The organism is Brucella sp. LJL56 (assembly GCF_054871705.1).
Map to the genome: position 1 here is coordinate 389393 of NZ_JBTXLQ010000002.1, position 22672 is coordinate 412064.

Consider the following 22672-nt stretch of genomic DNA (forward strand, 5'->3'; position numbering starts at 1 on the left):
ACGGCTGGCGTCTTTCCCATGATTGGATGCTCTTATGAGAGTATTGGCGAATACCGTGAAAAAGGTGAGCCTGATGATGGCAGGGTTAGTATTGGTTTCCGCTGCGCAGGCTGCTGAGCCCGTCACCTCGTCCTTTGACATGGAAGCTAACGGCATCGTCTATCGTATATTCACCGCGGCCCCCAATGAACCAGCGCCCGAAGGTGGGTATCCGGTGATATACGTGGTGGACGGCAACCGCATGTTGCCGATTGCAGCAAAACTCATGGCAGAAAATGCCGCCTTGAAAGCTGTCATTGTAGGCATCGGCTATCCGACTGATAATCAGGACGAAATTGTTCGCCTGAGATATTTCGACCTTACGCCTCCCACGCCTGATGATCTGATCCCGGTTCACTTCAATATGCCGAAGACCGGAGGACGGGATGCATTCTTCGATTTCATCGACAATCAAGTAAAGCCTGAAATCGAAAAGCATTTCGACATCGATAAAAAACGACAGGCCTTGTTTGGTCACTCGCTAGGTGGACTGTTCACACTTTATGCCCTGTTCAACCACGCAGATTCTTTCCAGAGTTACAGCGCGGCAGACCCATCGATCTGGTGGAATGATCGCTCAATTCTGACAGACAAAGATCATTTCATCTCGGTTTTCAAGAATGCACCTTATCCGATCCGCTTGCTTATAGAAACCTCCGGCAAGCGCGGCACCCGTCCCGGTCAGACGAAGCAGGACGATGATCGACTGAAGAAACTACGCGGCGGACCTTCCGGTTCGGATATATTCAAAGAGCTTTCCAAACTTCCGCAAATAGACGCAGCCTTTCACCGTTTCGAGGATGAGAGTCATGGCTCAATGATACCGTTGACGGTAGCAGACAGCCTCAATTTCATCCTGCTCAAACAAGCTCCCCAAGCAAAAAACAACTGAATTCTACCTCGCGGTCTTTGACGGAGAAGATACTTGACTATAAAGCACAGGATTGATGAAAGGATCGAACACCATGCTGAATATCGCTCAACAGGTTACACGCTTGTGTGGCGCCGCCATCATAGCGCTGGGCATCGCGGCAACTGCAAATGCTGCTGATCTAAAAATCAAGCATGCTCAGGGTGAGACAGCAGTTCCAGCCTCACCGGCAAAGGTCCTGGTTTTCGATCTCGGCACCCTCGATAATCTTGATCGCCTCGGCGTGAAGGTGACCGGCGTGCCCAGTGGCATTTCGTTTCCGGAGTATCTGAAGAAATATCAGGGCGACGGCTATGTAAAGATCGGAACATTGTTCGAACCTGACTATGAAGCAGTTAATGCGGCGGAGCCGGATCTCATCATCGTGGCTGGTCGCTCAGCTTCGAAATATGGTGAACTATCGAAGATCGCTCCCACCGTTGATCTGACGACCAATGCGAAGAATTTCATCGCCGACACTGAAGCCAATGTCGAGAAACTTGGCCAGATTTTCGGGAAGGAAGCAGACGCAAAGGCGGAAGCCGAGAAGCTTGATGCCGCACTTGCTGCGTTGAAAGAAAAGGCCGCAGACAAGGGCACCGGCCTCCTGATCCTCACGTCCGGCGGCAAGATCAGCGCTTATGGCCCAGGTTCGCGCTTCGGCGTCCTGCATGACAGCTTTGGGGTCAAGCCTGCAGCACCCGATCTTTCAATCGGCAATCATGGCCAGCCCATCAGCTCGGAATTCATCCTCGAAACCAATCCCGACTGGCTGTTTGTCATTGACCGCGATGCCGCCATTGGTCGTGAAGGTAATTCAGCCAAGCAGGTTCTCGATAACGAACTCGTGCACCAGACCAATGCCTGGAAAAAAGATCAGCTCGTCTATCTGAACGCTCAGAACTGGTATCTGATCGGCGGTGGCCTCGGCGCGCTTCACGGCACGATCGATCAGCTTTCACAGGCTTTCGACAAAGCGAAGTAACAGCTTTCCAAACCCAATCCGATCGGGTCATCCACAGATGGCCCGAATTCGCGATCAGGCAATAGAACAGGAAATGGGCGTGAAGGGACTTGCAGCAGCCATAGCCGTTGTTGCCGTACTGGCTGTCATCAGCCTGTTTATCGGTGTCAGCGATGTGTCTCTGGGCACACTTTTCGGAACCGGAAGTACCGATCGTGCGACCGAAGTTCTTCTTATAAGCCGCATTCCACGCACCCTTGCAATCGTCCTTGCAGGCATGTCCATGGCCGTTGCGGGCATGATCATGCAAATGCTGACACGCAACCGTTTCGTTGAACCTTCCACAGCAGGTACAGTAGAATCTGCCAGTCTCGGCATCCTCCTGGTCATATTGTTTGCACCGGAAACGCCCGTAATCGGTAAAATGCTGGTTGCTTCTGTTACAGCCCTTGCCGGAACCGCCCTCTTCCTTCGCATTCTCCGGGCAATTCCGTTGCGGTCTGTACTTGTGGTGCCATTGGTCGGTATCATGCTCGGCGGCGTCGTCAGTGCGATAACCACTTTCATTGCTTACCGTTTTGATCTTCTGCAGTCGCTCAATTCCTGGACAACCGGCGATTTTTCCGGCGTTCTTCGCGGACGCTATGAACTCTTGTGGCTTGCTTTCTTCCTTACAGTCATCGCCTATGTTGCCGCTGACCGCTTCACGGTCGCGGGGCTGGGCGAGGATTTTACCACAAACCTTGGCCTCAATTATCGCCGTGTAGTCACACTTGGTCTCGTCATCGTTTCGATGGTCAGCGCATCAGTCGTCGTGACCGTTGGCATGATACCTTTCCTTGGCCTTATCGTCCCGAACGTCGTCAGCATGTTCATTGGCGACAATATGCGGCGGGCTGTACCGTGGGTTGCGATACTCGGCGCTGGGCTTGTTCTTGCCTGCGATATTGTCGGGCGAGTGGTCCGCTTTCCTTACGAAATTCCGATCGGCACGATGATGGGAGTCGTGGGAAGTGTCATATTCCTCTACCTTCTGTTGCGGCGAGGTTCACGCCTTGCTTAAACGTCCTACCCTAATCCTTCCGCTGCTGTGCATACTCACTTTGCTTGCAGTGACGGCATTCATGACAATCGGCGCAAAGGGAAGCTGGTCGTTTATCCTGTCCTTCCGCGGTACCAAGCTTGCAGCCATGATATTGGTTGCATATTCAGTTGCTGTCTCAACAGTATTGTTCCAGACGGTCACGAACAACCGCATCCTGACCCCATCAATCATGGGGTTCGATGCGCTCTATATCCTGATCCAGACGTTGGTGGTCTTCTTCTTTGGTGCCGTTCATATCGACTGGCTTGGGCCAAATATTCGGTTTCTAGCTGAAACCGCCATCATGGTGGTTTTTGCCGGTACGCTCTATTACTGGCTCTTCTCGGGAGCGGCGCGTAGCCTGCATCTCGTAATGCTCGTCGGTATTGTCTGCGGAGTCTTATTCCGCAGCATTTCCAACCTGATGCAGCGGATGCTTGACCCAAATCTTTTCGCTGTCCTGCAAGACCGCTTCTTCGCCAGTTTCAACACCATCAATAGCGACATTCTGATCATATCGGCGGTCATTGTCGCTGCGGTTTCGCTGTATGGTCTGCGCTTCATATACGTTTTTGATGTCCTGTCTCTCGGGCGAGATCCGGCAATCAATCTGGGTGTCGATCATCAGCCCATCGTGCGCAAGATCCTGTTCGTGGTCACCGTACTGGTTTCCGTGTCTACCGCATTGGTAGGGCCTATCACCTTTTTCGGTCTGCTGGTCGCCAATCTGGCCTACATGATTGCCGGTTCGGCAAAACACAGGTTTATCCTGCCGGTGGCGGTGTTGCTCGCGATCCTCTGCATTGTCGGCGGTCAAACCATTCTTGAACGCATCTTCTCCTTCAATACCGCACTGAGTGTCATCATTGAGTTTCTGGGCGGCCTTGTCTTCATCATCCTTCTCGTTAGGGGGCACGCGCGTTGATAGAAATCAGCCAGGTCAGCAAATCCTACAACGGCACACTTGTCGTCGATGATGTAACCCTGAAACTGCCTGCTTGTGGCATAACCTCGATCATCGGACCGAACGGAGCAGGAAAATCGACGTTGCTCTCGATGGTGAGTCGTCTCCTGCCGATGGACAAAGGGCGTGTGACCATAGACGGGCTCGATGTTTCAACGACATCCGGTGATGTGTTAGCAAAGCGGCTCTCGATACTGCGGCAGGAAAACGCAATCAACTCCCGCCTGACCGTGTATGATCTCGTAACCTTCGGTCGTTATCCCTATTCCAAAGGCCGACCGAACAACGATGATCGCAAACATGTCGAACAGGCCATCAGCTATCTTGGCCTTGGCGATCTGAGTGGACGTTTTTTGGATGAGCTCTCCGGCGGACAGCGTCAGCGCGCCTTCGTGGCAATGGTGCTGTGCCAGGACACGGATTATGTGCTGCTGGACGAACCGCTCAACAATCTCGACATGAAGCATTCCGCCTCAATGATGAAGCTGTTGCGGCGAGCTGCAGACGAACTTGGAAAAACTGTCGTTCTGGTTCTGCACGACATCAATTTCGCGTCGTGCTATTCCGACCATATCGTTGCCATGCGCCACGGCAGGGTCGTCCAGCAGGGAAGTCCGGCTGAGCTCATCCATCCGGAAATCCTCGGCGACATTTACGAAATGGAGATTGCCGTCGAAATCATCGGCGGCAAACGTATTGGTGTTTATTACCTTTAAGCGACGGCATTTGCGGGAAACAGTGCCTGCAAAGCATCATATGATGCCAGAACGGTTTCCATTTGTGCGGTATGTCCCTTGACGAAAGCATCGCCATAGATCGTCTCATCCGGATATTCGGTGATGAGCGTCAATGGCACCGTATGACGATCATCGACACCGACAAGGCACGGAAACCCGTTGATGATGCGAAAGCCCGTTTCGCCTGCATGTTGCTCGAAAAGCCTGATTTGCGCGTTGTTATAGGCAACTAGCCCGTCAATGGCGGCCAGATGTTTCGTTACGCGGTCGATCAGTTCTTCTGCTTCCTTCTCCCAGGAGGCATGGTGGCGGATGATCAGAAAAAAGCCCTTCGGCAGCGTCCACATGGCAAAGGAACGCGGCACATAACCGGATAGCGGACGCGTCCATTCGTGCGACGGGTAACCGTGCAGGTTGACGTGCAGTTTCGCGTCGGTCCGCTCTTCCGCCTCGATGCGAATGGCCTTTTCGTAAAGCCCCTCGCCGCTGCGATACTCGAGATCGTCACCGAGCGCAGTATAGCGGGCAGCATGATGCATGTGATGCGGCTGAAGCGCACAAAGCCGCTTGTGTATCTCGTATCCGTCCGGGTTTTCCTGCGGAGAGATCGTGAAATGCGCACCTTCTCGCGCCGCAAGCCGGTTGGCGGCGCGCAACGCCCCGACAACACCCGTCGTTTCATTGGCATGCTGACCGGCGCTAATCATCATCGCGGCATCGCTGCCCTTGCGATAAGTCGCGCGTACCGTTCTGCCAGAACGGGTTTGCGCCTCGAATGGCTCACCGCCTAGCTGGGCAATTTCACGGCGGATCTGGTCGGCGGAAAGCGGCGCCTGCGCTGTCTCCAGAACTTGTTCTGCCGTTAGCGCATCGCTGGTGGAAAGCGGTCGCGTTTCCACCTTTACGGATAGTTCGGCATCGCGAAAACGAACTTCCGGCACGATCTGCCCCGGCTGCAAGCCGCGGTCGCCAACCGGGCGACCGGATTTTTTCTGGAAAACTTCAAGCAGCGAGAAATAGATATCTTCATGCATGGCTTCGGTGAGGCTCAGCGTTTCCTCATCGTAACGCAGGCGGCGGTCGGTGATCGGCAGACTGACTGCGATATTCAGCTCATCGAAATAGGGTTCGCCACGCTTCCAGTCACGGGCCGCGATGGTCGAGACCGCGTCATGAAATAGCTTTTCATAGGATGTCTCACAGCGGGCGCTTTCGGTCTTGCCGTTTTGCGTGACAGTCAGCCAGCCGGTTGGTGATACCAGCGTTTCGCCGATGAAATCCACATGCACACGGTTTGGTGCAAAAACCCGATGGTTTTCGCTATGGCCATCCACAAAGACCAGATCGACTTCATAATGAAAATCGTCTTGGCCCGAGGCTGTAAAAAGCACCTCAACCTCCGACAGCAGCGCGGATAAAGGATAGGTCTCGAGCAGGAAGCGGTTCTGCACACAGGCATCATGACGAGGATATCGGATCGCAGCCGACTTCACCGTCGAGCCATCGACTTCTTCCAGAAAGAAATGTAGGAGCGGTTTGTAAGCCGAGCGCAGCCGCGCCTCGACGCCTGCCTCGCGCAGCTTCGTTTCCGCAGCAAAGCGGCTCGGCTGGTCATCGAACAGCCAGGCTTCCACCTTTGCGCCGCGCATTTCCGGTTTCAGAAAGTGCTCGACAAGCGCATGAACGGTGCGCTGATAGGTTTTCTCAAAAAGCACGCTCATCGGGAAGTCCTGCCGGTTGGGTCGAGGCTGTCACGCAGCCAGTCGCCAAGGAGATTGAGGCCAAGCACAGTGAAGAGAATGGCGAGGCCCGGGAATATGCTCACCCACCATGCGGTCTGGAGATAGGTGCGCCCGTCGGCCAGCATGCCGCCCCAGCTTGGAATGGTCGGATCGACACCGAGGCCGAGGAATGTCAGACTCGATTCCAGCAGGATATTGTTGGCGACGTTGAGCGTCATCAGCACGATGACCGGACCAAGCAGGTTTGGCAGCAGGTGCTGGAAGATGATGCGCCAGTCCTTCACGCCGATAGCACGGGCCGACAGGATGAACTCGCGCTCGCGCAACGATAGCACCGAGCCGCGCACCAGTCGCGCATACTGCACACATTGCGAGACGATCAGCAAAATGATGGTGTTGAACAGTCCGCCGCCCAGAATAGCCATGACGGTGATAGCGAGCAGAATGAACGGCATGGCCAGCTGAACATCGACAAAGCGCATCAGCGCCATGTCCCAGAATCCGCGATAATAACCGGCGACGAGACCCATTATTGTTCCGATGATGACAGAACCGATCACCGAAACGAACCCGACAAACAGCGAAATCTTGCCACCGGTCACGACACGCGCCAGCACGTCACGGCCCAGTGGATCGGTGCCGAAAATATGGGCCTGATTGACAAATGGCGGCGTCAGGCGCGCCAAAAGATCAATCTTGTTGGCGCCACCCGGAAAAAGATATCCGGAGAAAATCACAGCCAAACAGATGCAGCCGGTCAGGACGACACCGACAACGAATTCGAGGCTCGCGAAGCGCGAAAATAGAACGGAAGAGGTCTTGGTTGCCATGGGTCCTACTCCGTGCGGATACGCGGATCGACAAGGCCATAGGCAATGTCCACGAGAAGATTGACGCCGATGATCAGCATGGAAAGGATCGCGATGGTGGCCTGCAAGACAGGGTAATCGCGCCCGGCCACAGCGTCGAAGGCAAGAGTGCCCATGCCCGGCCAATTGAACACGCGTTCCACCACGACGATACCGCCGAGCAGACCGCCAAACTGAAGGCCGAGATAGGTGATCAGCGGGATGGCGCAATTGCGTAGCGCATGCTTGTAGAGAACCTTGTTCTCGTTCAGCCCCTTAGCGCGCGCCACCATGATATATTGCGATTGCAGCGTCTCCAGCATCGCCGTGCGCACAAGGCGGACATTGGTCGCGGTCAGAATGATGCCCATGGTAAGCGCTGGCATGATGAAGCTTGCAATACCGCTCATGCCGCTTGGCGGCAGCCATTGCAGCGTAATGCCAAACAGCAGCACCAGCATGGTCGCCAGCCAGAAGTTCGGGAAGGACAGGCCCACCAGCGAGCAGATGCGGATGAGCTGATCAGCCCATTTTCCACGCGACACGGCAGCCTTGATACCAAGTGGAACGGAAATCACGATGGAAACGAACAGCGAGGCAAAGGCCAGCATCAGCGTGGCAGGCAGAGCGCCAGCGACGAGCGTTGAAACCGGCGTGCCACCGAGGAAACTACGCCCCAAATCCATGGTGAACAGTCCTTTGAGGAACTGCCAGTATTGAACGAAGAACGGCTGGTTGAGACCGAGACCTTCGCGGATGCGCGCGAGATCGGCTTCGGTGATGCTGCCCGCGCCTTGCGTCAGCATCAATGCCGGATCGCCTGTCAGGCGGACCGCGAAAGCGACAAGCAGCGTCATCGCGACAAGCACGAACAACGCCTGCAAAATTCGTTTGATCAGAAATCCGGCCACCAGTGCGCCTCCGAAATGCTGCGGCAAGCCGGTCATATCCGGCTTGCCGTATTGTCATTCTTGCCTACTCGACAGTGACGTCCGTCAAACGCAGACGGCTGTCGGGAACCGGCACAAAGTTCTTCACGCGCTTGTTGACGCCGAAGATTGCCTTGAGATTGTAGAGCGGCATTTCCAGTGCGCGGTCGGCTGCGTAATGCGCAATTTCCTGCAGGAGCTTTTCACGTTCGCCGCGATCAATAACCGAGCGCTGCGCTTCCAGCATCTTGTCGAGCTTTTCGTCCTTGTCGTACGGGTTCCACTTTTCTCCGAAATGATACATGGAATAGGCGGTGTTATCGTAGTCGAAGGTCCAACCGCCCCAGGCCTGCTGGAACATCGCGCCGGTCTTGCCCTGCGGGATGATATCGTTCAGCAGGACATTGGTGTCGTAAGGCTTGATGGTTGCATTGACGCCGACCATTTGCAGGAAGCTTGCGATAGCCTGCGCCACTTCATTGAAGCTTGCATCCTGACCGCGCACGTCGATCTGCACGTTTGCGCCGGGCTGAACGCCCGCTTCTTCGAGCAGCTTCTTTGCGCCTTCCGGATCGTAAGGCAGCGGCTTCATGTTCGGGTCGAAGCCGAAGGACAGCGAACCCTGGAAACTTGCAATCGGTTCTGCCTGACCTGCCAGAATGGACTGGATGATCGCATCGCGATCCACAGCCATAATCAGTGCCTTGCGCACGCGCTCGTCCTTGGTGATGCCGTCAGCCGTGTTGAAGCGCAGGGCATAGACCGTCGGGCCAGCCGTTGTGACGAGTTCCAGCTTTGGATCGCTCTGAATGGTCGGGATCATGCCAATCGGAATGGTCGGCGGAATGACCAGATCGACGCGACCGGCTTGAAGCTCGGCAACAGCGGTCGAAGGCTCGGTGATGAAGCGATATTCGAGTTCGGAAAGCTTCGGCGCGCCGCCCCAATGATCGGCAAAAGCCTCAAGCTTGATGTTGACCTTCGGCTCATAGGAAACGAATTTGAACGGTCCGGTACCGACCGGATGGGTGTTGAAATAATCGTCGCCCTTTTCCTGAATATACTTCGGCGGAACGATCATGCCGCCATAACCGGCCAGCTTGGTGATCAGAACCGGGTCCGGTGCCTTCAGATGGAAATCGACGGTCTTGTCATCGATGACTTCCACCTTCTCGATAGCAATATAGTTCGAACGCTGTGGGCCTTTCGCGCCCTCGTCACCGAGCAGGCGATCAAAAGTGAACTTGACGGCCTCCGCATTGAACGGCTCGCCGTCGTGGAACTTGACGTTCTCGCGCAGATGGAAGCGAATGCGCTTGCCGTCATCCAGTTCGTCCCACGAGGTTGCCAGTGCCGGAACGATCTTGAGGTCCGGTCCGCGATAGACGAGACCGTCGAAAATATTAGTGGCGACAGAAGCCCAGTTGACGAGGAAAGTGTCGATCGGATCCCAGCTACCCGGATCCTGCGGCGACGAAACGGTCAGCTTTCCCGCAGCAAAGGCCGGAGCAGATGCAAACACTGCCGCTGAGAGAGCGGAAGCCATGAGAACGGCTTTAAGTGTTTTCCTTATCATTGTTTTTCCCCTTTGGGTTTTTGTTGAACTTTATGTGTCAGGCGGTTTCGGCCACAAAATGCCCGGCTGCGACCTCGCGATGGCGATAGATCAGCGGCTTGTCATCGATCCGGCGCGTCGTACTTGGAATTTCGCCTTCCAGCGCAGGCCGGTTGGTGCGCGCCGACGGATCGGCGATCGGCACTGCCGAGAGAAGTCGCTTCGTATAGTCATGCGACGGTGTTTCGAAAACCTGCTGCCGCGAGCCGAGTTCCATGATCTGGCCGAGATAAAGAACTGCGACGCGATGGCTCATCTTCTCAACCACCGCCATGTCATGGCTGATGAAGAGATAAGCCAGATCCTGCTCTTTCTGCAGGTCCATGAACAGGTTGATGACCTGCGCCTGAATGGAAACATCAAGCGCCGACAGGGCTTCATCGGCGATGATGAGCTTCGGCTTGGAGGCAAGCGCTCGCGCAATGCATACGCGCTGGCGCTGGCCGCCGGAAAATTCGTGCGGATAACGCTTGGCGTGTTCAGGGCCCAGACCCACCCGCTCCAGCAACTCCGCCACACGTGCATTGATTGCCTTGTAATTGTCGAGAAGGCCATGCGTGCGAATGGGTTCTGCAATGGAAAAGCCGACTGTCTTGCGCGGATCGAGCGATGCGAACGGATCCTGAAAAATATACTGCACTTCACGGCGCATGGCGTAGCGTTCGGCAGCGGTCATGGCCGAATAGGCCTTGCCGTTGAAACGAATATCGCCGGAGAGCGGTGTCTGCAATTGCTGGATGGTGCGCCCTATGGTCGATTTGCCCGAACCAGATTCACCAACCAGTGCCAGCGTCTCGCCGGGATAAATATCAAAGGCGACCTTCGACACCGCATTGCAAACATGCGTGACCTTGCCGAACAGGTTTTTCTTGATTGGAAAGCGCACATAGAGATCGTCCACCGAAAGCAACGGCTTGTCACCATAGCGTGCCGTATCCTGAATGCGTTCCTCGCCGGTCAGAACAGGCACACCATCACGCATTGTCATGACCGGCATCCGCTTGGGAAAAGCTTCGCCCGTCATGCTGCCAAGCTTCGGCACTGCCGACAGCAGCGTCTTGGTATAGGCATGTTCCGGCTTCGAGAAAATCTGCCCGACCGGGCCTTCCTCGACCTTTTTGCCCTTCCACATGACAACGACATCGTCGGCCATTTCCGCCACCACGCCCATATCGTGCGTGATGAAAATTACTGCCATTTCAAGCTCTTGTTGCAAATCTCTGATAATGTGCAGTATCTGAGCCTGAATGGTCACATCGAGCGCAGTTGTGGGCTCATCGGCGATCAGTAGTTTCGGGCGGCAGGCAAGCGCCATGGCGATCATGACGCGCTGGCGCATGCCGCCGGAAAGCTGATGCGGATAGCGCTTCAGCAGCCCTTCCGCATCCGGCAGCCGCACCATTTCGAGAAGTCGCTTCCCCTCGGCGAGCGCCGCCTGCTGGGTCATGCCCTCATGCAGCATCAACACTTCGGATAGCTGGTTGCCGATGGTGAATACCGGATTGAGCGACGTCATCGGTTCCTGGAAGATCATGGCGATCTCCTTGCCACGAATGCCCCGCATCGTCTTTTGATCGGCCTTGAGCAGATCGCGTTCGCCGAACAGAATGCGGCCAGACGGGAATTTTGCGCCGCTCATATCGGCAAGCCGCATGATGGAGAGCGACGTAATGGACTTGCCCGAACCGGATTCTCCCACCACCGCAAGCGTGCGACCGGGACGGACCGAGAAACTCAGATCGTCAACGACGCGGCTCGCGCCAAATTCGACACTGAGGCCATCGACGGTCAGCAGAGGTTTTGAAACTGGTTCGCTCAACTCGGTTCCGCTCAAACTTTCAACCCTCTTAAAGTGTGATGGCAGACCGCGTGGCCTGATTGAATGCGCCGGACATGAAGCGCAAAAGGGCTGCCACTTCGGAAAGCGTTTCTTCCGACGGGCGCGCATTGGCGGTGGAATCCACCAGAAGACGCTCGCGAATCTGCGCATAGCGCGCGCAGGCATCGGCGCCCTTGGCGGTGATCTTCACCGTCTTTTCCTTTGCCGCCTTACCGGTCGTCAGCAAGCCGGCATTTTCAAGCTTGCGGATGGCATAGGTGGCAATATGCGTGTCTTCAATGTCGAGAACGAGGCAGATATCGGCAAGTTTCTTCTCGCGATCACGATGACGGATCGAATGGAGAATCAGCACTTCAATGGGAGAAAGCCCCGGCAATCCCGCCGCTGCCATGCAGCGAACCATCCAGCGCGAAAACGCGTGCGATGCGAGAATGAGGCCATATTCAACCTCAGACATGCCTGGCGAGCCGCCTTCCGCTAGGTGCGCGGACGAGACAATGGGGCCTATAGAGGTAACCGGGCGCAGATGTTTAGGCAGCGTGACTTCGTCAAAGCCAGCCTCCTGCATTTCGTCTCCGGTCTCAGGCTCTTCCTCAAAAGCCTTATCTTTACCCATTTCGACGCTCCCGTTTTTATGTGAATTTTATGTCACCATCTTATCGACATTTTGTCAATAAAATGTGACTATCAATTTCAGAAGTGTTTTCAGAATACACAACTCAATGCATCTGGAATTTTGTGTGAGGGAGCCGGCAATGAGCGGAACGGGACGCGGAGTATGGGACTTCTGGATCGACCGCGGCGGTACGTTTACAGACGTAATCGGACGCGACCCGCAGGGCCAGCTCCATGCACGCAAGGTTCTCTCCGAAAACCCGTCTGCATATAAGGATGCCGCCGTTCACGGCATTCGCCTGCATCTTGGCCTCAAGACCGGCGAAGCGGTTCCCGCCGGAATCATCGGCGAAGTTCGCATGGGAACGACGGTCGCGACCAATGCGCTTCTCGAGCGCAAGGGTGAGCGACTGGCCCTTGTCACCACCAGGGGCTTTCGCGATGCGCTGCGCATCGGCTATCAGGAACGCAAGAACATCTTTGCGACCGAAATCATCAAGCCGGAAGCGCTTTATGAAAAGGTCGCGGAGCTGAACGAACGCGTTCAGGCAGACGGCACGGTTGAAACAGCGCTCGATCCCTCCGAGGCCGAAGCAGCACTGCTTGCATTGAAGGAGCAGGGCTACAAGTCCGTCGCTATCGCCCTCATGCATGCTTATAAGTTCCCGGCGCATGAGGCTGAAATTGCTCGTATTGCGCACAGTCTCGACTTCGAACAGGTCTCCGTCAGCCACGAGGTTTCACCGCTAATCAAGTTGGTCGGTCGTGGCGACACTACCGTCGTTGATGCCTATCTGTCACCCGTTCTTCGCCGTTATGTTGCGCAGGTATCCAATGAGCTGGATGTCGAGCGTACCGGCGCGCGCGTCATGTTCATGATGTCATCCGGCGGTCTCACGGCAGCCGATCTGTTTCAGGGCAAGGATGCGATCTTGTCCGGCCCGGCAGGCGGTGTCGTCGGCCTCGCCCGTACCGGCGAAACGGCTGGCTTCCCGAAAGTCATCGGCTTCGACATGGGCGGCACCTCTACGGACGTTGCGCATTTCGATGGTGAATATGAACGTGCCTTCGAAACGGAAGTGGCCGGCGTTCGCGTACGCGCACCAATGATGCTGATCCACACGGTTGCAGCAGGCGGCGGCTCCATCCTGCATTACGATGCCGGGCGCTTCCGCGTCGGCCCGGATTCGGCAGGCGCAAATCCCGGCCCGGCCTGCTATCGCAATGGCGGCCCCCTTGCTGTTACCGACGCCAATGTCATGCTCGGTAAGCTTTTGCCGGAATTTTTCCCAGCGATTTTCGGTCCCGAACAGAACCAGCCGCTTGATGTGGAACGGGTGCGTGAACTCTTCACCGCGCTCGCAGCCGACATTGGTGACGGTCGCTCTCCGGAAGCAGTTGCTGACGGTTTCATCCGCATTGCTGTCGCCAATATGGTCGAGGCCATCAAGAAAATTTCTGTCCAGCGCGGCTATGATGTGACGCGCTATGCGCTCAACTGTTTCGGCGGCGCGGGCGGCCAACACGCCTGCCTCGTGGCCGATGCGCTTGGCATGAAGAATATTCTTCTCCATCCGATGTCCGGCCTGCTTTCCGCCTATGGCATGGGTCTGGCCGATATCCGCGCCACCCGTCAAAAGGCACTCGGCGTCGCGCTCGATCAGGCAGCGCCGAAAGCACTGAAGGAACTGGGAGAGGAACTGGCGCAGGAATGCGTTGCTGAACTTCTGGCTCAAGGTATAGAAGCCGCAGCCGTGCAGCGTCATCTGCGCGCGCATATCCGCTATGCGGGCACCGACACGGTGCTCTCGGTTGAAGCCACCTTCCCAGCAGAAGACAATGCCGGCCGTCTTCGCGCCAAGTTCGAGGCGGCCCATAAGCGCCGTTTCGGCTTCATTGCGGAAAACAAGGCTCTGGTTATCGATGCCGTGGAAGTTGAAGCCGTGGGCGGTGGCGCAGGCGAAACCGAAAGCGCCCAATCGCTCGATAGCGATCTGGAAGCTGCAACGGCCAAGCGGACACGCTTCTTCTCGCAAGGCGAGTTGCACGATGCGGGCGTCGTCTTGCGCGAACAGATGCAGCGCGGCCAGACTGTTACCGGCCCAGCGATCATCATTGAGAAAAACCAGACCATCGTCATCGAAGATGGCTGGCAGGCCCGCCTGACCGCGCATGACCATGTGGTGCTGACGCGCATCAAGGCGCTGCCCGCACGTACCGCCATCGGCACCGAAGCCGATCCGGTCATGCTGGAGATTTTCAACAATCTCTTCATGTCCATTGCCGAGCAGATGGGTGTGACTCTTCAAAACACCGCCTATTCGGTGAATATCAAGGAGCGTCTCGACTTTTCCTGCGCGGTTTTCGACGCTGCCGGCAATCTCGTCGCCAATGCGCCGCATATGCCGGTGCATCTGGGTTCCATGGACGCATCGGTCGCCACCGCCATCCGCGAGAATAGCGACATCAAGCCGGGCGATGTGTTCCTCATCAACGCGCCTTATAATGGCGGCACCCATCTGCCCGACCTCACCGTCTGCACGCCGGTTTTCGATGACGAGAATCGTGAAATCCGCTTCTGGGTCGCAAGCCGTGGTCACCACGCGGATATTGGCGGCATTGCGCCGGGCTCCATGTCACCGCTTGCAGTCAATATCGAGCAGGAAGGCGTCTATATTGACAATTTCAAGCTGGTGGATTGCGGCACATTCCGCGAGGAGGCGCTCGCCGCTCTTCTGACCGGAGCCACCTATCCCGTCCGCAACCTGACGCAGAACGTCAATGACCTGAAAGCGCAGATCGCCGCCAACGAAAAGGGGGGGGCGGAACTGAGAAAGATGATCAGTCTTTTTGGCGAGGATGTCGTGAAAGCCTATATGGGCCATGTTCAGGACAATGCCGCCGAAAGCGTACGTCGCGTGCTCGACAAGCTGCCCGACGGGCATTTCACCTATGAGATGGACCAGGGCTGCCAGATCGAGGTGCGCGTCACCATCGACAAGGAAAAGCGTGAAGCGACCGTCGATTTCACAGGCACATCGGAACAGCGTTCCGACAACTTCAACGCGCCGGAACCCGTCACCCGAGCGGCTGTGCTCTATGTCTTCCGCGTGCTGGTCGAGGGCGATATTCCTATGAATGCGGGCTGCCTGCGACCGATCAAAATCGTTGTCCCGGATGGCTCCATGCTTTCGCCGCGCTATCCGGCGGCAGTCGTGGCAGGCAATGTCGAGGTCAGTCAGGCTGTCACCAACTGCCTGTTCGGGGCGACCAAGGCGATGGCCGCGGCACAAGGCACGATGAACAATCTGACCTTCGGCAACGACGAATATCAGTATTACGAAACCATCTGTTCCGGCGCACCCGCCGGTCCCGGTTTCAACGGTGCCGATGCCGTACACACCCACATGACCAACTCGCGCCTGACTGACCCGGAAATTCTGGAAACCCGGTTCCCCGTCTTGCTGGAAGACTTCCATGTTCGTGAAGGTTCCGGCGGAAAGGGCAAATGGCATGCGGGCGATGGCACCAAGCGCACGATCCGCGCACTCAAGACGCTGGAATTCGCCATTCTCTCGGGTCATCGCCGCGTGGCGCCTTTCGGTCTGGACGGCGGCGAAGCCGGTCAGACCGGTCGCAACGAAGTGCGCCGCAAGGACGGCTCCGTCGATGTGCTCGGCAATTGCGACCAGACTGTTCTGGAAGCAGGCGAAGCCTTCACCGTCATCACGCCGACTGGCGGTGGTTTCGGCAAGCCTGAGTAGTCGGCCTGACGATCAAAAAGCGAAGCGTCGCCAGCCAATGCTCAGGCCGCGCTTTGCGTTCGACCCGATAAATCAGGTAAAGTTGGCTCTTGGCGACCAGCGACTGCTTTTTCCACCCTTCCGATCCACGCTGAAAAATGTTAGAATTATTCACTCAAATTCGTGAAATAATTAGGAGGTAATCCTAATTATTGTGCCTTAATGATCGTTTTTGACGCATCTTTAGAATTAAATTTCTGCGATCAATAGAACATCAACCAGTTCACGGATACCGAAAATGAAATTCGCTCAGATCATCGCTACTGCAGGCATCATTCAGGCAGCTCTCTTCACCAGCGCAATGGCCGGAGAAAATCTCGACGCCATCAAGTCGGCGGGCGTTCTGAAGATTGGCACCGAAGGCACCTATGCGCCTTTCACCTATCACGACAAGGACAACAAGCTCGTCGGCTTCGACGTGGAAATCGGTGAAGCCGTGGCTGCCAAGCTCGGCGTCAAGCCGGAATTCGTCGAAGGCAAGTGGGACGGCCTGATCGCCGGTCTCGATGTCAATCGTTACGATGCCGTTATCAATCAGGTGGGCATCACCGAAGAGCGCAAGAAGAAATTCAACTTCTCCAACCCATATATCGTTTCAAAGGTCGTGCTGATCGTCAACGACAAGAACGACACGATCAAGGGGTTCGCGGATCTCAAGGGTAAGAAGTCGGCACAGTCGCTTACCAGCAATTACGGCAAGCTCGCCAAGGAAGCCGGTGCCGAACTCGTGGCCACCGACGGTTTCGACCAGTCGATCCAGCTCGTTCTGACAGGTCGCGCCGATGCGACGCTCAATGACAGCCTGTCCTTCCTCGATTTCAAAAAGCATCAGCCGAAAGCTCCGGTCAAGATCGCCGCCGAGAAGGAAAATGCTGACGCTTCAGGCATCATCGTTCGCAAGGGCGACGACGATCTCGTCGCCGCAATCAACAAGGCGCTGGACGACATCAAGGCTGACGGCACCTACGACAAAATCGCGCAGAAATATTTCGGTCAGGACGTTTCCAAGTAGGCGTCCTTCTAGGCTCATGCAGCAAAGCCGGAAGCTAATTCCGGCTTTGCTTTATTGTGATCGTGAAAAACTATTCCCAAGACATGAGTGCCAGACCGTATAAGATAACATTGCGCAGGTTCATCAGCGCAAGTTCATTTCAGTCTGACTTTATGCATTGTTGAGGAGCCGAAAAAGTGCCCGATTGGCTTCAACTGATGGCGGAATCCCTGCCCACTCTTTTGTGGGCTGGATTGATCTTCACCATTCCACTCACCCTTTTGTCCTTTGCTTTCGGCCTCACATTGGGACTCCTGACTGCACTCGTGCGATTGTTTGCCCCGCTCTGGGTTTCATCTATTGCACGTTTCTATGTCTGGATATTCCGTGGCACACCACTGCTCGTGCAGTTGTTCGTCATCTTTTACGGTCTGCCAAGCGCAGGCATCTATCTCGATGCATTTCCCGCAGCGGTGATTGGTTTCACACTCAGTGTCGGTGCTTATAGTTCTGAGATCATCCGTGCCGTCATCTCCGCCGTTCCCAAAGGTCAATGGGAAGCAGCATATTCGATCGGCATGAGCTGGCGTCAGGCTCTCGCCCGTACGATTCTGCCGCAAGCGACCCGTACAGCAGTGCCGCCACTTTCCAATTCCTTCATTTCTCTGGTGAAAGACACTTCGCTCGCCGCTGCCATCACAGTGCCGGAGCTTTTCCAATCCGCACAGCGCATCGTCGCGACCACTTATGAGCCTCTTATCCTCTATATCGAAGCAGCCTTGATTTATCTGGTGATGAGCTCCGTTCTCTCGGCGCTACAAGTGCGACTTGAAAGGCGCTTCGGACGTTATGGCGGCACGCTGGAGACAAACGCATGATCGAGCTACAGCATATCGTAAAGCGTTTTGATGATGCGGTTATTCTCAACGATATCAACGTTGCGATTGCAGAGGGTACGGTAACGGCACTCGTCGGCCCGTCCGGTGGCGGCAAGAGTACCTTGCTGCGTTGCATAAACTTGCTTGAGATTCCAACGTCGGGCACTCTCGTTCTAGGCGGTCAGAGCCTCAGCTTCGAGCCGGATCGCAAGCCAAGCTGGCAGGCGATCCAGTCTATCCGCCGCCAAACAGGCATGGTGTTTCAGAACTTCCAGCTCTTTCCGCACCAGACCGCCATCCAGAATGTGATGGAAGGTCTTGTTACAGTCCTGAAATGGAATAAGGACAAGGCAAAAGAGCGTGCGATGGAACTGCTTACAAAGGTGGGCATGGTGCACAAGGCGGATGCCTGGCCTTCAACGCTTTCCGGCGGACAGCAACAGCGCATCGCCATTGCGCGAGCGTTGGCCCCTTCACCTCGTGTGCTATTATGCGACGAACCCACCTCGGCACTTGATCCCGAGCTCGCTTCTGAAGTTGTTGATGTTCTGAGCAAACTCGCCAAGGAAGGCACCACCATGGTGATTGCAACGCATGATCTGCGGCTCGCTTCCAAGATTGCGAAGAACGTCGTGTTTCTCGAGTCAGGCAATATCGTTGAAACAGGCTCTGCACATGACGTCTTTACGCGCCCGAAACGGGATCGTACCAGGCAGTTTGTGGCAACCATCAACGCCGCACATACTTACGACATCTAGGCTGGAGAAATAATCCATACCAGAGGGCTTTCGCCAACAGCGAAAGCCCTCTGGTGCGCCGTTAGCTCAAATTTCATACGTGTTTTCAAAATTTTCCCGCAGCTCCCGGCAGCCTGCCCCTTGGTAAAACAGAAAACCACTGTTACATTATGCACAACGTAGAAATTGAAGCGCCTTGCTTGCGTCCTCACCGGTTCGCGCGGCGCCATAAGGACAAGAACCTTGAAGAACCCCGACGAGCGCACCGCCGAAATGGTGCATCAAGGGGCGTCCGGCGGACAATCGGGTCATTCACAAGCCCGGAATCCGACCGATAACGGCAAACGCAGACCGCGTAAAAATGCCGTTTCAGATATCGGCAATGCTCGTAGTGCATCCGATTCAGGACGCTCAAAACCGCAGGACGAAACCGAAGGCACGGGCTCGCAGAGCCAGCGCAAGCGTGCACGTCGTCGTCGACGTGGCAAGTCTGTGTCCGGTGTGGAAGCTTCTGCGCAAAAGCCAGCCACAACGGAAGCAGAAAACAACCAACAGCGATCATCCAGTAAGATCTCGAATCGCCGTCGCCGTGCTCGTATGAAGAAGCAGTCGCGGCAGCAGGATGGACAGACATCTCCGACAACAGAAGTAGCCGTCAAGGCGCCGCATAATGCCGCCCGTGTGGATAACCCGCACGCTTCGATTCAGAACAAGCGGAAAGGTGGCAATGGGCAGGCATCCCGTGTCGTCAACGGTTCGCGCCATGAAAAGGGCGATGCTCCGCTTTACGCAGCTTTGGATCTCGGCACAAATAATTGTCGTCTGCTAGTTGCATCACCGACCAGACCGGGTCAATTCCGCGTTGTGGATGCGTTTTCTCGCATCGTTCGGCTGGGAGAAGGCTTGAGTGCAACGGGCCAACTCAGCGACAATGCAATGGACCGCGCCGTCGAAGCGCTGAAGATCTGTCGTGACAAGCTGGCAGGCAAAAAGATCAGACGGTCGAGGTTGATTGCGACGGAGGCTTGCCGTTCGGCATCGAATGGCGAGGCGTTTCTCGCGCGTGTTTATGCGGAAACCGGGCTTGAACTGGAGATTGTGGACCGGCAAACCGAAGCCCGGCTGGCCGTCTCTGGCTGCGGTACGCTGGTTACCCGCGAGACGGACGCTGTCGTGCTGTTCGATATCGGTGGCGGCTCTTCCGAAATTGCATTAATCGATGTTTCCCGCCGCCGGTCTCCACGTCTGGCTGAGCATATCATGGCATGGACATCCCTCCCTGTCGGCGTTGTGACACTGGCGGAGCGGTTCGGCGGACGCAATGTTACGCAGGAAAACTTCGATTCCATGGTTTCCCATGTGACCGATCTGCTTGCACAGTTTGCCGAACGTCAATGCCTCGGAAGTCTGACCGCCAGTCCGCGCTTTCATCTGCTAGGTACTTCCGGAACAGTTACGACGCTGGCAGGAATTCATCTCGGTCTCGATCGTTACGATCGGCGGCGGGTCGACGGTATGTGGATGGGCGCCGACGACGTGACACAGATGACCAATCGTCTTCTATCGTGGGATTTTGAAGCTCGTGTAGCGAACCCGTGTATTGGCGTGGATCGCGCCGATCTGGTATTGGCAGGCTGTGCTATTCTTGATGCAATACGCAAAGTGTGGCCCAGCGAGAAACTACTCGTTGCCGATCGCGGTCTGCGCGAGGGCATTTTGACCGAACTGATGTCGCGCGATGGCGCATGGCGGCACAATCGCGCAACAGGCGCTAAAAACAGGCACTGATAATGAGCAAGGCTGGCGGAAACAAAGGTGGAGTAAAAACTGGTGGTCGCGGCGGTGCGGGATCCAGCAATCTGCAGGTACGCGTGAAGAAGAAGGCGGGTACGATCAAGGAATCGTCGCGCCGCTGGCTGCAGCGCCATCTCAACGATCCCTATGTGCACAAATCCAGACAGGACGGATATCGATCGCGCGCAGCTTACAAACTTATTGAAATCAACGACCGTTACAACCTGCTCAAGAAGGGTCAGAAGATTATTGATCTCGGTGCTGCGCCTGGTGGATGGTCGCAGATTGCTGCCAAGATCGTCGGTTCAACCGACGAGACCCCGCACGTCGTCGGCATCGACTATCTTCACGTTGATCCCTTGCCCGGTGTCATCCTGTTGGAAATGGATTTTCTCGACGATGAAGCGCCGCAGAAATTGATGGATGCTCTCGGCGACAAGCCCGATCTTGTCATTTCCGACATGGCGGCCCCCACGACAGGTCACCGCAGGACTGACCATCTGCGCACCGTGCATTTGTGCGAAGTCGCTGCTGATTTTGCCATCTCGGTTCTGAAACCGGGCGGACATTTTCTCACCAAGACGTTCCAGGGCGGCACCGAAAATGAGCTCCTGGCGCTGCTCAAGCAGAAATTCCGCTCTGTGCATCACGTAAAGCCACCGGCATCCCGTGCGGAATCCGTCGAGCTCTATCTGCTTGCCCGCGATTTCAAAGGCTAACGCTTATTTTCCGGCAGAGGTGTTCGTGGCCTCTACCGATGCATGCGCCTTGCTGTGGTGTTTCACGACAGTGGGTGCAGCAAGCTCCTTGCCTGCATCCGGTGCAAGGCGTGCAAACCAGAAAAAAGCCAAAGCCGAAACACCAGCAACGACAAAGAAGCCGATGTGGAAATCCACCAGCGCAAGATGGGCTCCGCGAAGCGACGTGCTGATTTCAAGAATACCGCCTGCCAGTGCCACCCCGATAGCAATGGAAACCTGCTGGGCAACGGCGGTAATAGGCGTCGCCTGACTGGTCTTTTCATCGGGGATTTCGGCAAAAGCCAGCGCATTGACACCAGTGAAAAACAAAGAGCGTGCAAAGCCCCCCACCAGCAGAAACCCGATGACAATCCAGTAAGGTGTGGTCGGCGTGAACAGGCCGTTGATGGCAATGAAGCAGGCCGAGATCAGGGATCCAGCCATCAGAGCGCGTCGAAACCCCACACGGACAAAGATACGCTTTGCACCGAATTTCATGCTGATAGCACCAATCGCCGAAACGAAAGTCATCATTCCTGACTGAAACGGTGTGAGACCGAAACCCAACTGAAACATCAATGGCAACAAAAATGGGATCGCGCCGATCCCGAACCGAAAGATGCTGCCGCCAATGACCGCGGAGCGGAATACCTGATTATCGAAAAGTTTCAGGTTCAGCAGAGGATCGTCGACCCTCCTCGCATGTTGAAGATACAGAACCGTACAGACAATGCCGATTGCAAGGGTCGTGAACCCAACTGCTGGCGGCAAGGCCGGAAGGCTGACCACCGACAGTCCGAAGACAACACCTGACATCGCAATCCCGGAAAGGAAAAAGCCCGTCCAATCAAGACGTTTGACAATGCGTTCATCAGTGTCCGGCAGGAATCGGGTTGCAAACCAGATACCAACGAGACCGATCGGTACATTGATCAGGAAAATCCAATGCCATGTCAGGAAAGTTGTGATGAAGCCACCAACCGGTGGACCGACAAGCGGTCCAACCATTGCTGGAATCGTCAGCCATGCCATGGCCGACACAAGTTCACTGCGCGGGGTTGAACGGATAAGAACAAGACGGCCGACCGGCGTCATCATCGCACCGCCCATACCCTGCAAGAAGCGAGCAACAACGAAAGCGGCCAACGAATTCGAGGCGGCACAAGCAACAGAACCAACCACAAATACAGCTATTGCGGTCCGGAAGACATTCTTGGCGCCGAAACGATCCGCCATCCAACCGCTGACAGGAATGAAAACCGCGAGCGCAACAAGGTAAGCCGTCAATGCCAGCTTGAGTGCGATAGGGCTTGTGCCGATGTCAGTGGCGATAGCTGGAAGCGACGTCGAGATGACGTTCGAATCCATCTGCTCCATGAACAGGGCTATAGCTAATACGAGAGGAATGATGCGATTCACGGTAATATTCCGAAAGAACGGAT

At 55.7% G+C, this 22672-nt stretch carries 18 protein-coding genes; 11 read left to right on the top strand and 7 right to left on the bottom strand.

All coding sequences use genetic code 11. The features are described from left to right. Positions 1 to 34 precede the first annotated feature (34 nt). From ACYSN1_RS10425 to ACYSN1_RS10445, 5 genes are all read left to right on the top strand, one after another. Positions 35 to 931: an alpha/beta hydrolase gene (locus ACYSN1_RS10425; RefSeq protein ID WP_461725599.1), complete on the top strand. Its 897-nt coding sequence runs from the start codon at positions 35 to 37 to the stop codon at positions 929 to 931. Between the two features lie 55 nt (positions 932 to 986). Continuing rightward, entirely contained in the window at positions 987 to 1934 is a 948-nt protein-coding gene (locus ACYSN1_RS10430; RefSeq protein WP_461725600.1) for a siderophore ABC transporter substrate-binding protein, read from the top strand. Between the two features lie 79 nt (positions 1935 to 2013). Continuing rightward, positions 2014 to 2976 carry an ABC transporter permease gene (locus tag ACYSN1_RS10435; RefSeq protein ID WP_461725872.1) on the top strand — a complete coding sequence of 321 codons (963 nt, stop codon included), beginning with the start codon at positions 2014 to 2016 and terminating at the stop codon, positions 2974 to 2976. Then, complete coding sequence (locus ACYSN1_RS10440; protein WP_461725601.1) at positions 2969 to 3922, top strand: iron chelate uptake ABC transporter family permease subunit; 954 nt, start codon at positions 2969 to 2971, stop codon at positions 3920 to 3922. The genes ACYSN1_RS10435 and ACYSN1_RS10440 overlap by 8 nt, the downstream gene beginning before the upstream one ends. Then, a complete protein-coding gene (locus tag ACYSN1_RS10445) occupies positions 3919 to 4677 on the top strand; it encodes an iron ABC transporter ATP-binding protein (protein WP_461725602.1) in 759 nt (252 codons plus the stop codon). The genes ACYSN1_RS10440 and ACYSN1_RS10445 overlap by 4 nt, the downstream gene beginning before the upstream one ends. Here the strand turns inward: ACYSN1_RS10445 and ACYSN1_RS10450 are convergent. The 6 genes from ACYSN1_RS10450 to ACYSN1_RS10475 form a co-directional block, all read right to left on the bottom strand. Then, positions 4674 to 6419 (bottom strand): M14 family metallopeptidase, encoded by a 1746-nt coding sequence (locus ACYSN1_RS10450; protein ID WP_461725603.1) that lies wholly within the window; start codon positions 6417 to 6419, stop codon positions 4674 to 4676. The two genes, ACYSN1_RS10445 and ACYSN1_RS10450, sit on opposite strands and share 4 nt — an antisense overlap. Then, on the bottom strand, positions 6416 to 7270 hold the full coding sequence (locus ACYSN1_RS10455) for an ABC transporter permease (RefSeq protein WP_461725604.1): 855 nt from the start codon (positions 7268 to 7270) through the stop codon (positions 6416 to 6418). Before ACYSN1_RS10455 ends, ACYSN1_RS10450 begins: the two co-directional genes overlap by 4 nt. 5 nt (positions 7271 to 7275) lie before the next feature. Next, positions 7276 to 8199, bottom strand: a complete 924-nt coding sequence (locus ACYSN1_RS10460) for an ABC transporter permease (RefSeq protein ID WP_461725873.1) — start codon at positions 8197 to 8199, stop codon at positions 7276 to 7278. Positions 8200 to 8263: 64 nt separating this feature from the next. Continuing rightward, the gene (locus ACYSN1_RS10465) at positions 8264 to 9793 is read right to left on the bottom strand and encodes an ABC transporter substrate-binding protein (RefSeq protein ID WP_461725605.1); all 1530 of its coding nucleotides are present in this window, start codon (positions 9791 to 9793) and stop codon (positions 8264 to 8266) included. Positions 9794 to 9830: 37 nt separating this feature from the next. Next, positions 9831 to 11666, bottom strand: a complete 1836-nt coding sequence (locus ACYSN1_RS10470) for an ABC transporter ATP-binding protein (protein ID WP_461725606.1) — start codon at positions 11664 to 11666, stop codon at positions 9831 to 9833. Positions 11667 to 11679: 13 nt separating this feature from the next. Further along, on the bottom strand, positions 11680 to 12288 hold the full coding sequence (locus ACYSN1_RS10475; RefSeq protein WP_461725607.1) for a winged helix DNA-binding protein: 609 nt from the start codon (positions 12286 to 12288) through the stop codon (positions 11680 to 11682). A gap of 139 nt (positions 12289 to 12427) precedes the next feature. On the opposite strand from ACYSN1_RS10475, the gene ACYSN1_RS10480 reads away from it, so the two are divergent. The 6 genes from ACYSN1_RS10480 to ACYSN1_RS10505 all read left to right on the top strand — a co-directional run bounded on the left by ACYSN1_RS10480 (position 12428) and on the right by ACYSN1_RS10505 (position 21209). Beyond that, positions 12428 to 16051, top strand: a complete 3624-nt coding sequence (locus tag ACYSN1_RS10480) for a hydantoinase B/oxoprolinase family protein (RefSeq protein WP_461725608.1) — start codon at positions 12428 to 12430, stop codon at positions 16049 to 16051. Positions 16052 to 16328: 277 nt separating this feature from the next. Beyond that, on the top strand, positions 16329 to 17102 hold the full coding sequence (locus ACYSN1_RS10485) for an amino acid ABC transporter substrate-binding protein (protein WP_461725609.1): 774 nt from the start codon (positions 16329 to 16331) through the stop codon (positions 17100 to 17102). Between the two features lie 176 nt (positions 17103 to 17278). Beyond that, positions 17279 to 17959 (top strand): ABC transporter permease subunit, encoded by a 681-nt coding sequence (locus ACYSN1_RS10490; RefSeq protein WP_461725610.1) that lies wholly within the window; start codon positions 17279 to 17281, stop codon positions 17957 to 17959. Further along, positions 17956 to 18717: an amino acid ABC transporter ATP-binding protein gene (locus ACYSN1_RS10495; RefSeq protein ID WP_461725611.1), complete on the top strand. Its 762-nt coding sequence runs from the start codon at positions 17956 to 17958 to the stop codon at positions 18715 to 18717. Before ACYSN1_RS10490 ends, ACYSN1_RS10495 begins: the two co-directional genes overlap by 4 nt. 222 nt (positions 18718 to 18939) lie before the next feature. Continuing rightward, positions 18940 to 20484: a Ppx/GppA phosphatase family protein gene (locus tag ACYSN1_RS10500; RefSeq protein ID WP_461725612.1), complete on the top strand. Its 1545-nt coding sequence runs from the start codon at positions 18940 to 18942 to the stop codon at positions 20482 to 20484. 2 nt (positions 20485 to 20486) lie between these two features. Continuing rightward, positions 20487 to 21209, top strand: a complete 723-nt coding sequence (locus ACYSN1_RS10505) for an RlmE family RNA methyltransferase (protein ID WP_140019012.1) — start codon at positions 20487 to 20489, stop codon at positions 21207 to 21209. A gap of 3 nt (positions 21210 to 21212) precedes the next feature. On the opposite strand, the gene ACYSN1_RS10510 is transcribed toward ACYSN1_RS10505, so the two are convergent. Continuing rightward, positions 21213 to 22649 (bottom strand): DHA2 family efflux MFS transporter permease subunit, encoded by a 1437-nt coding sequence (locus tag ACYSN1_RS10510; RefSeq protein ID WP_461725613.1) that lies wholly within the window; start codon positions 22647 to 22649, stop codon positions 21213 to 21215. Positions 22650 to 22672 lie beyond the last annotated feature (23 nt).

Coding starts and splice junctions, on each gene's coding strand:
- ACYSN1_RS10475 (WP_461725607.1), bottom strand. CDS start 12,288: ATGGGTAAAGATAAGGCTTTTGAGGAAGAGCCTGAGACCGGAGACGAA.
- ACYSN1_RS10425 (WP_461725599.1), top strand. CDS start 35: ATGAGAGTATTGGCGAATACCGTGAAAAAGGTGAGCCTGATGATGGCA.
- ACYSN1_RS10465 (WP_461725605.1), bottom strand. CDS start 9,793: ATGATAAGGAAAACACTTAAAGCCGTTCTCATGGCTTCCGCTCTCTCA.
- ACYSN1_RS10450 (WP_461725603.1), bottom strand. CDS start 6,419: ATGAGCGTGCTTTTTGAGAAAACCTATCAGCGCACCGTTCATGCGCTT.
- ACYSN1_RS10495 (WP_461725611.1), top strand. CDS start 17,956: ATGATCGAGCTACAGCATATCGTAAAGCGTTTTGATGATGCGGTTATT.
- ACYSN1_RS10485 (WP_461725609.1), top strand. CDS start 16,329: ATGAAATTCGCTCAGATCATCGCTACTGCAGGCATCATTCAGGCAGCT.
- ACYSN1_RS10430 (WP_461725600.1), top strand. CDS start 987: ATGAAAGGATCGAACACCATGCTGAATATCGCTCAACAGGTTACACGC.
- ACYSN1_RS10480 (WP_461725608.1), top strand. CDS start 12,428: ATGAGCGGAACGGGACGCGGAGTATGGGACTTCTGGATCGACCGCGGC.
- ACYSN1_RS10505 (WP_140019012.1), top strand. CDS start 20,487: ATGAGCAAGGCTGGCGGAAACAAAGGTGGAGTAAAAACTGGTGGTCGC.
- ACYSN1_RS10455 (WP_461725604.1), bottom strand. CDS start 7,270: ATGGCAACCAAGACCTCTTCCGTTCTATTTTCGCGCTTCGCGAGCCTC.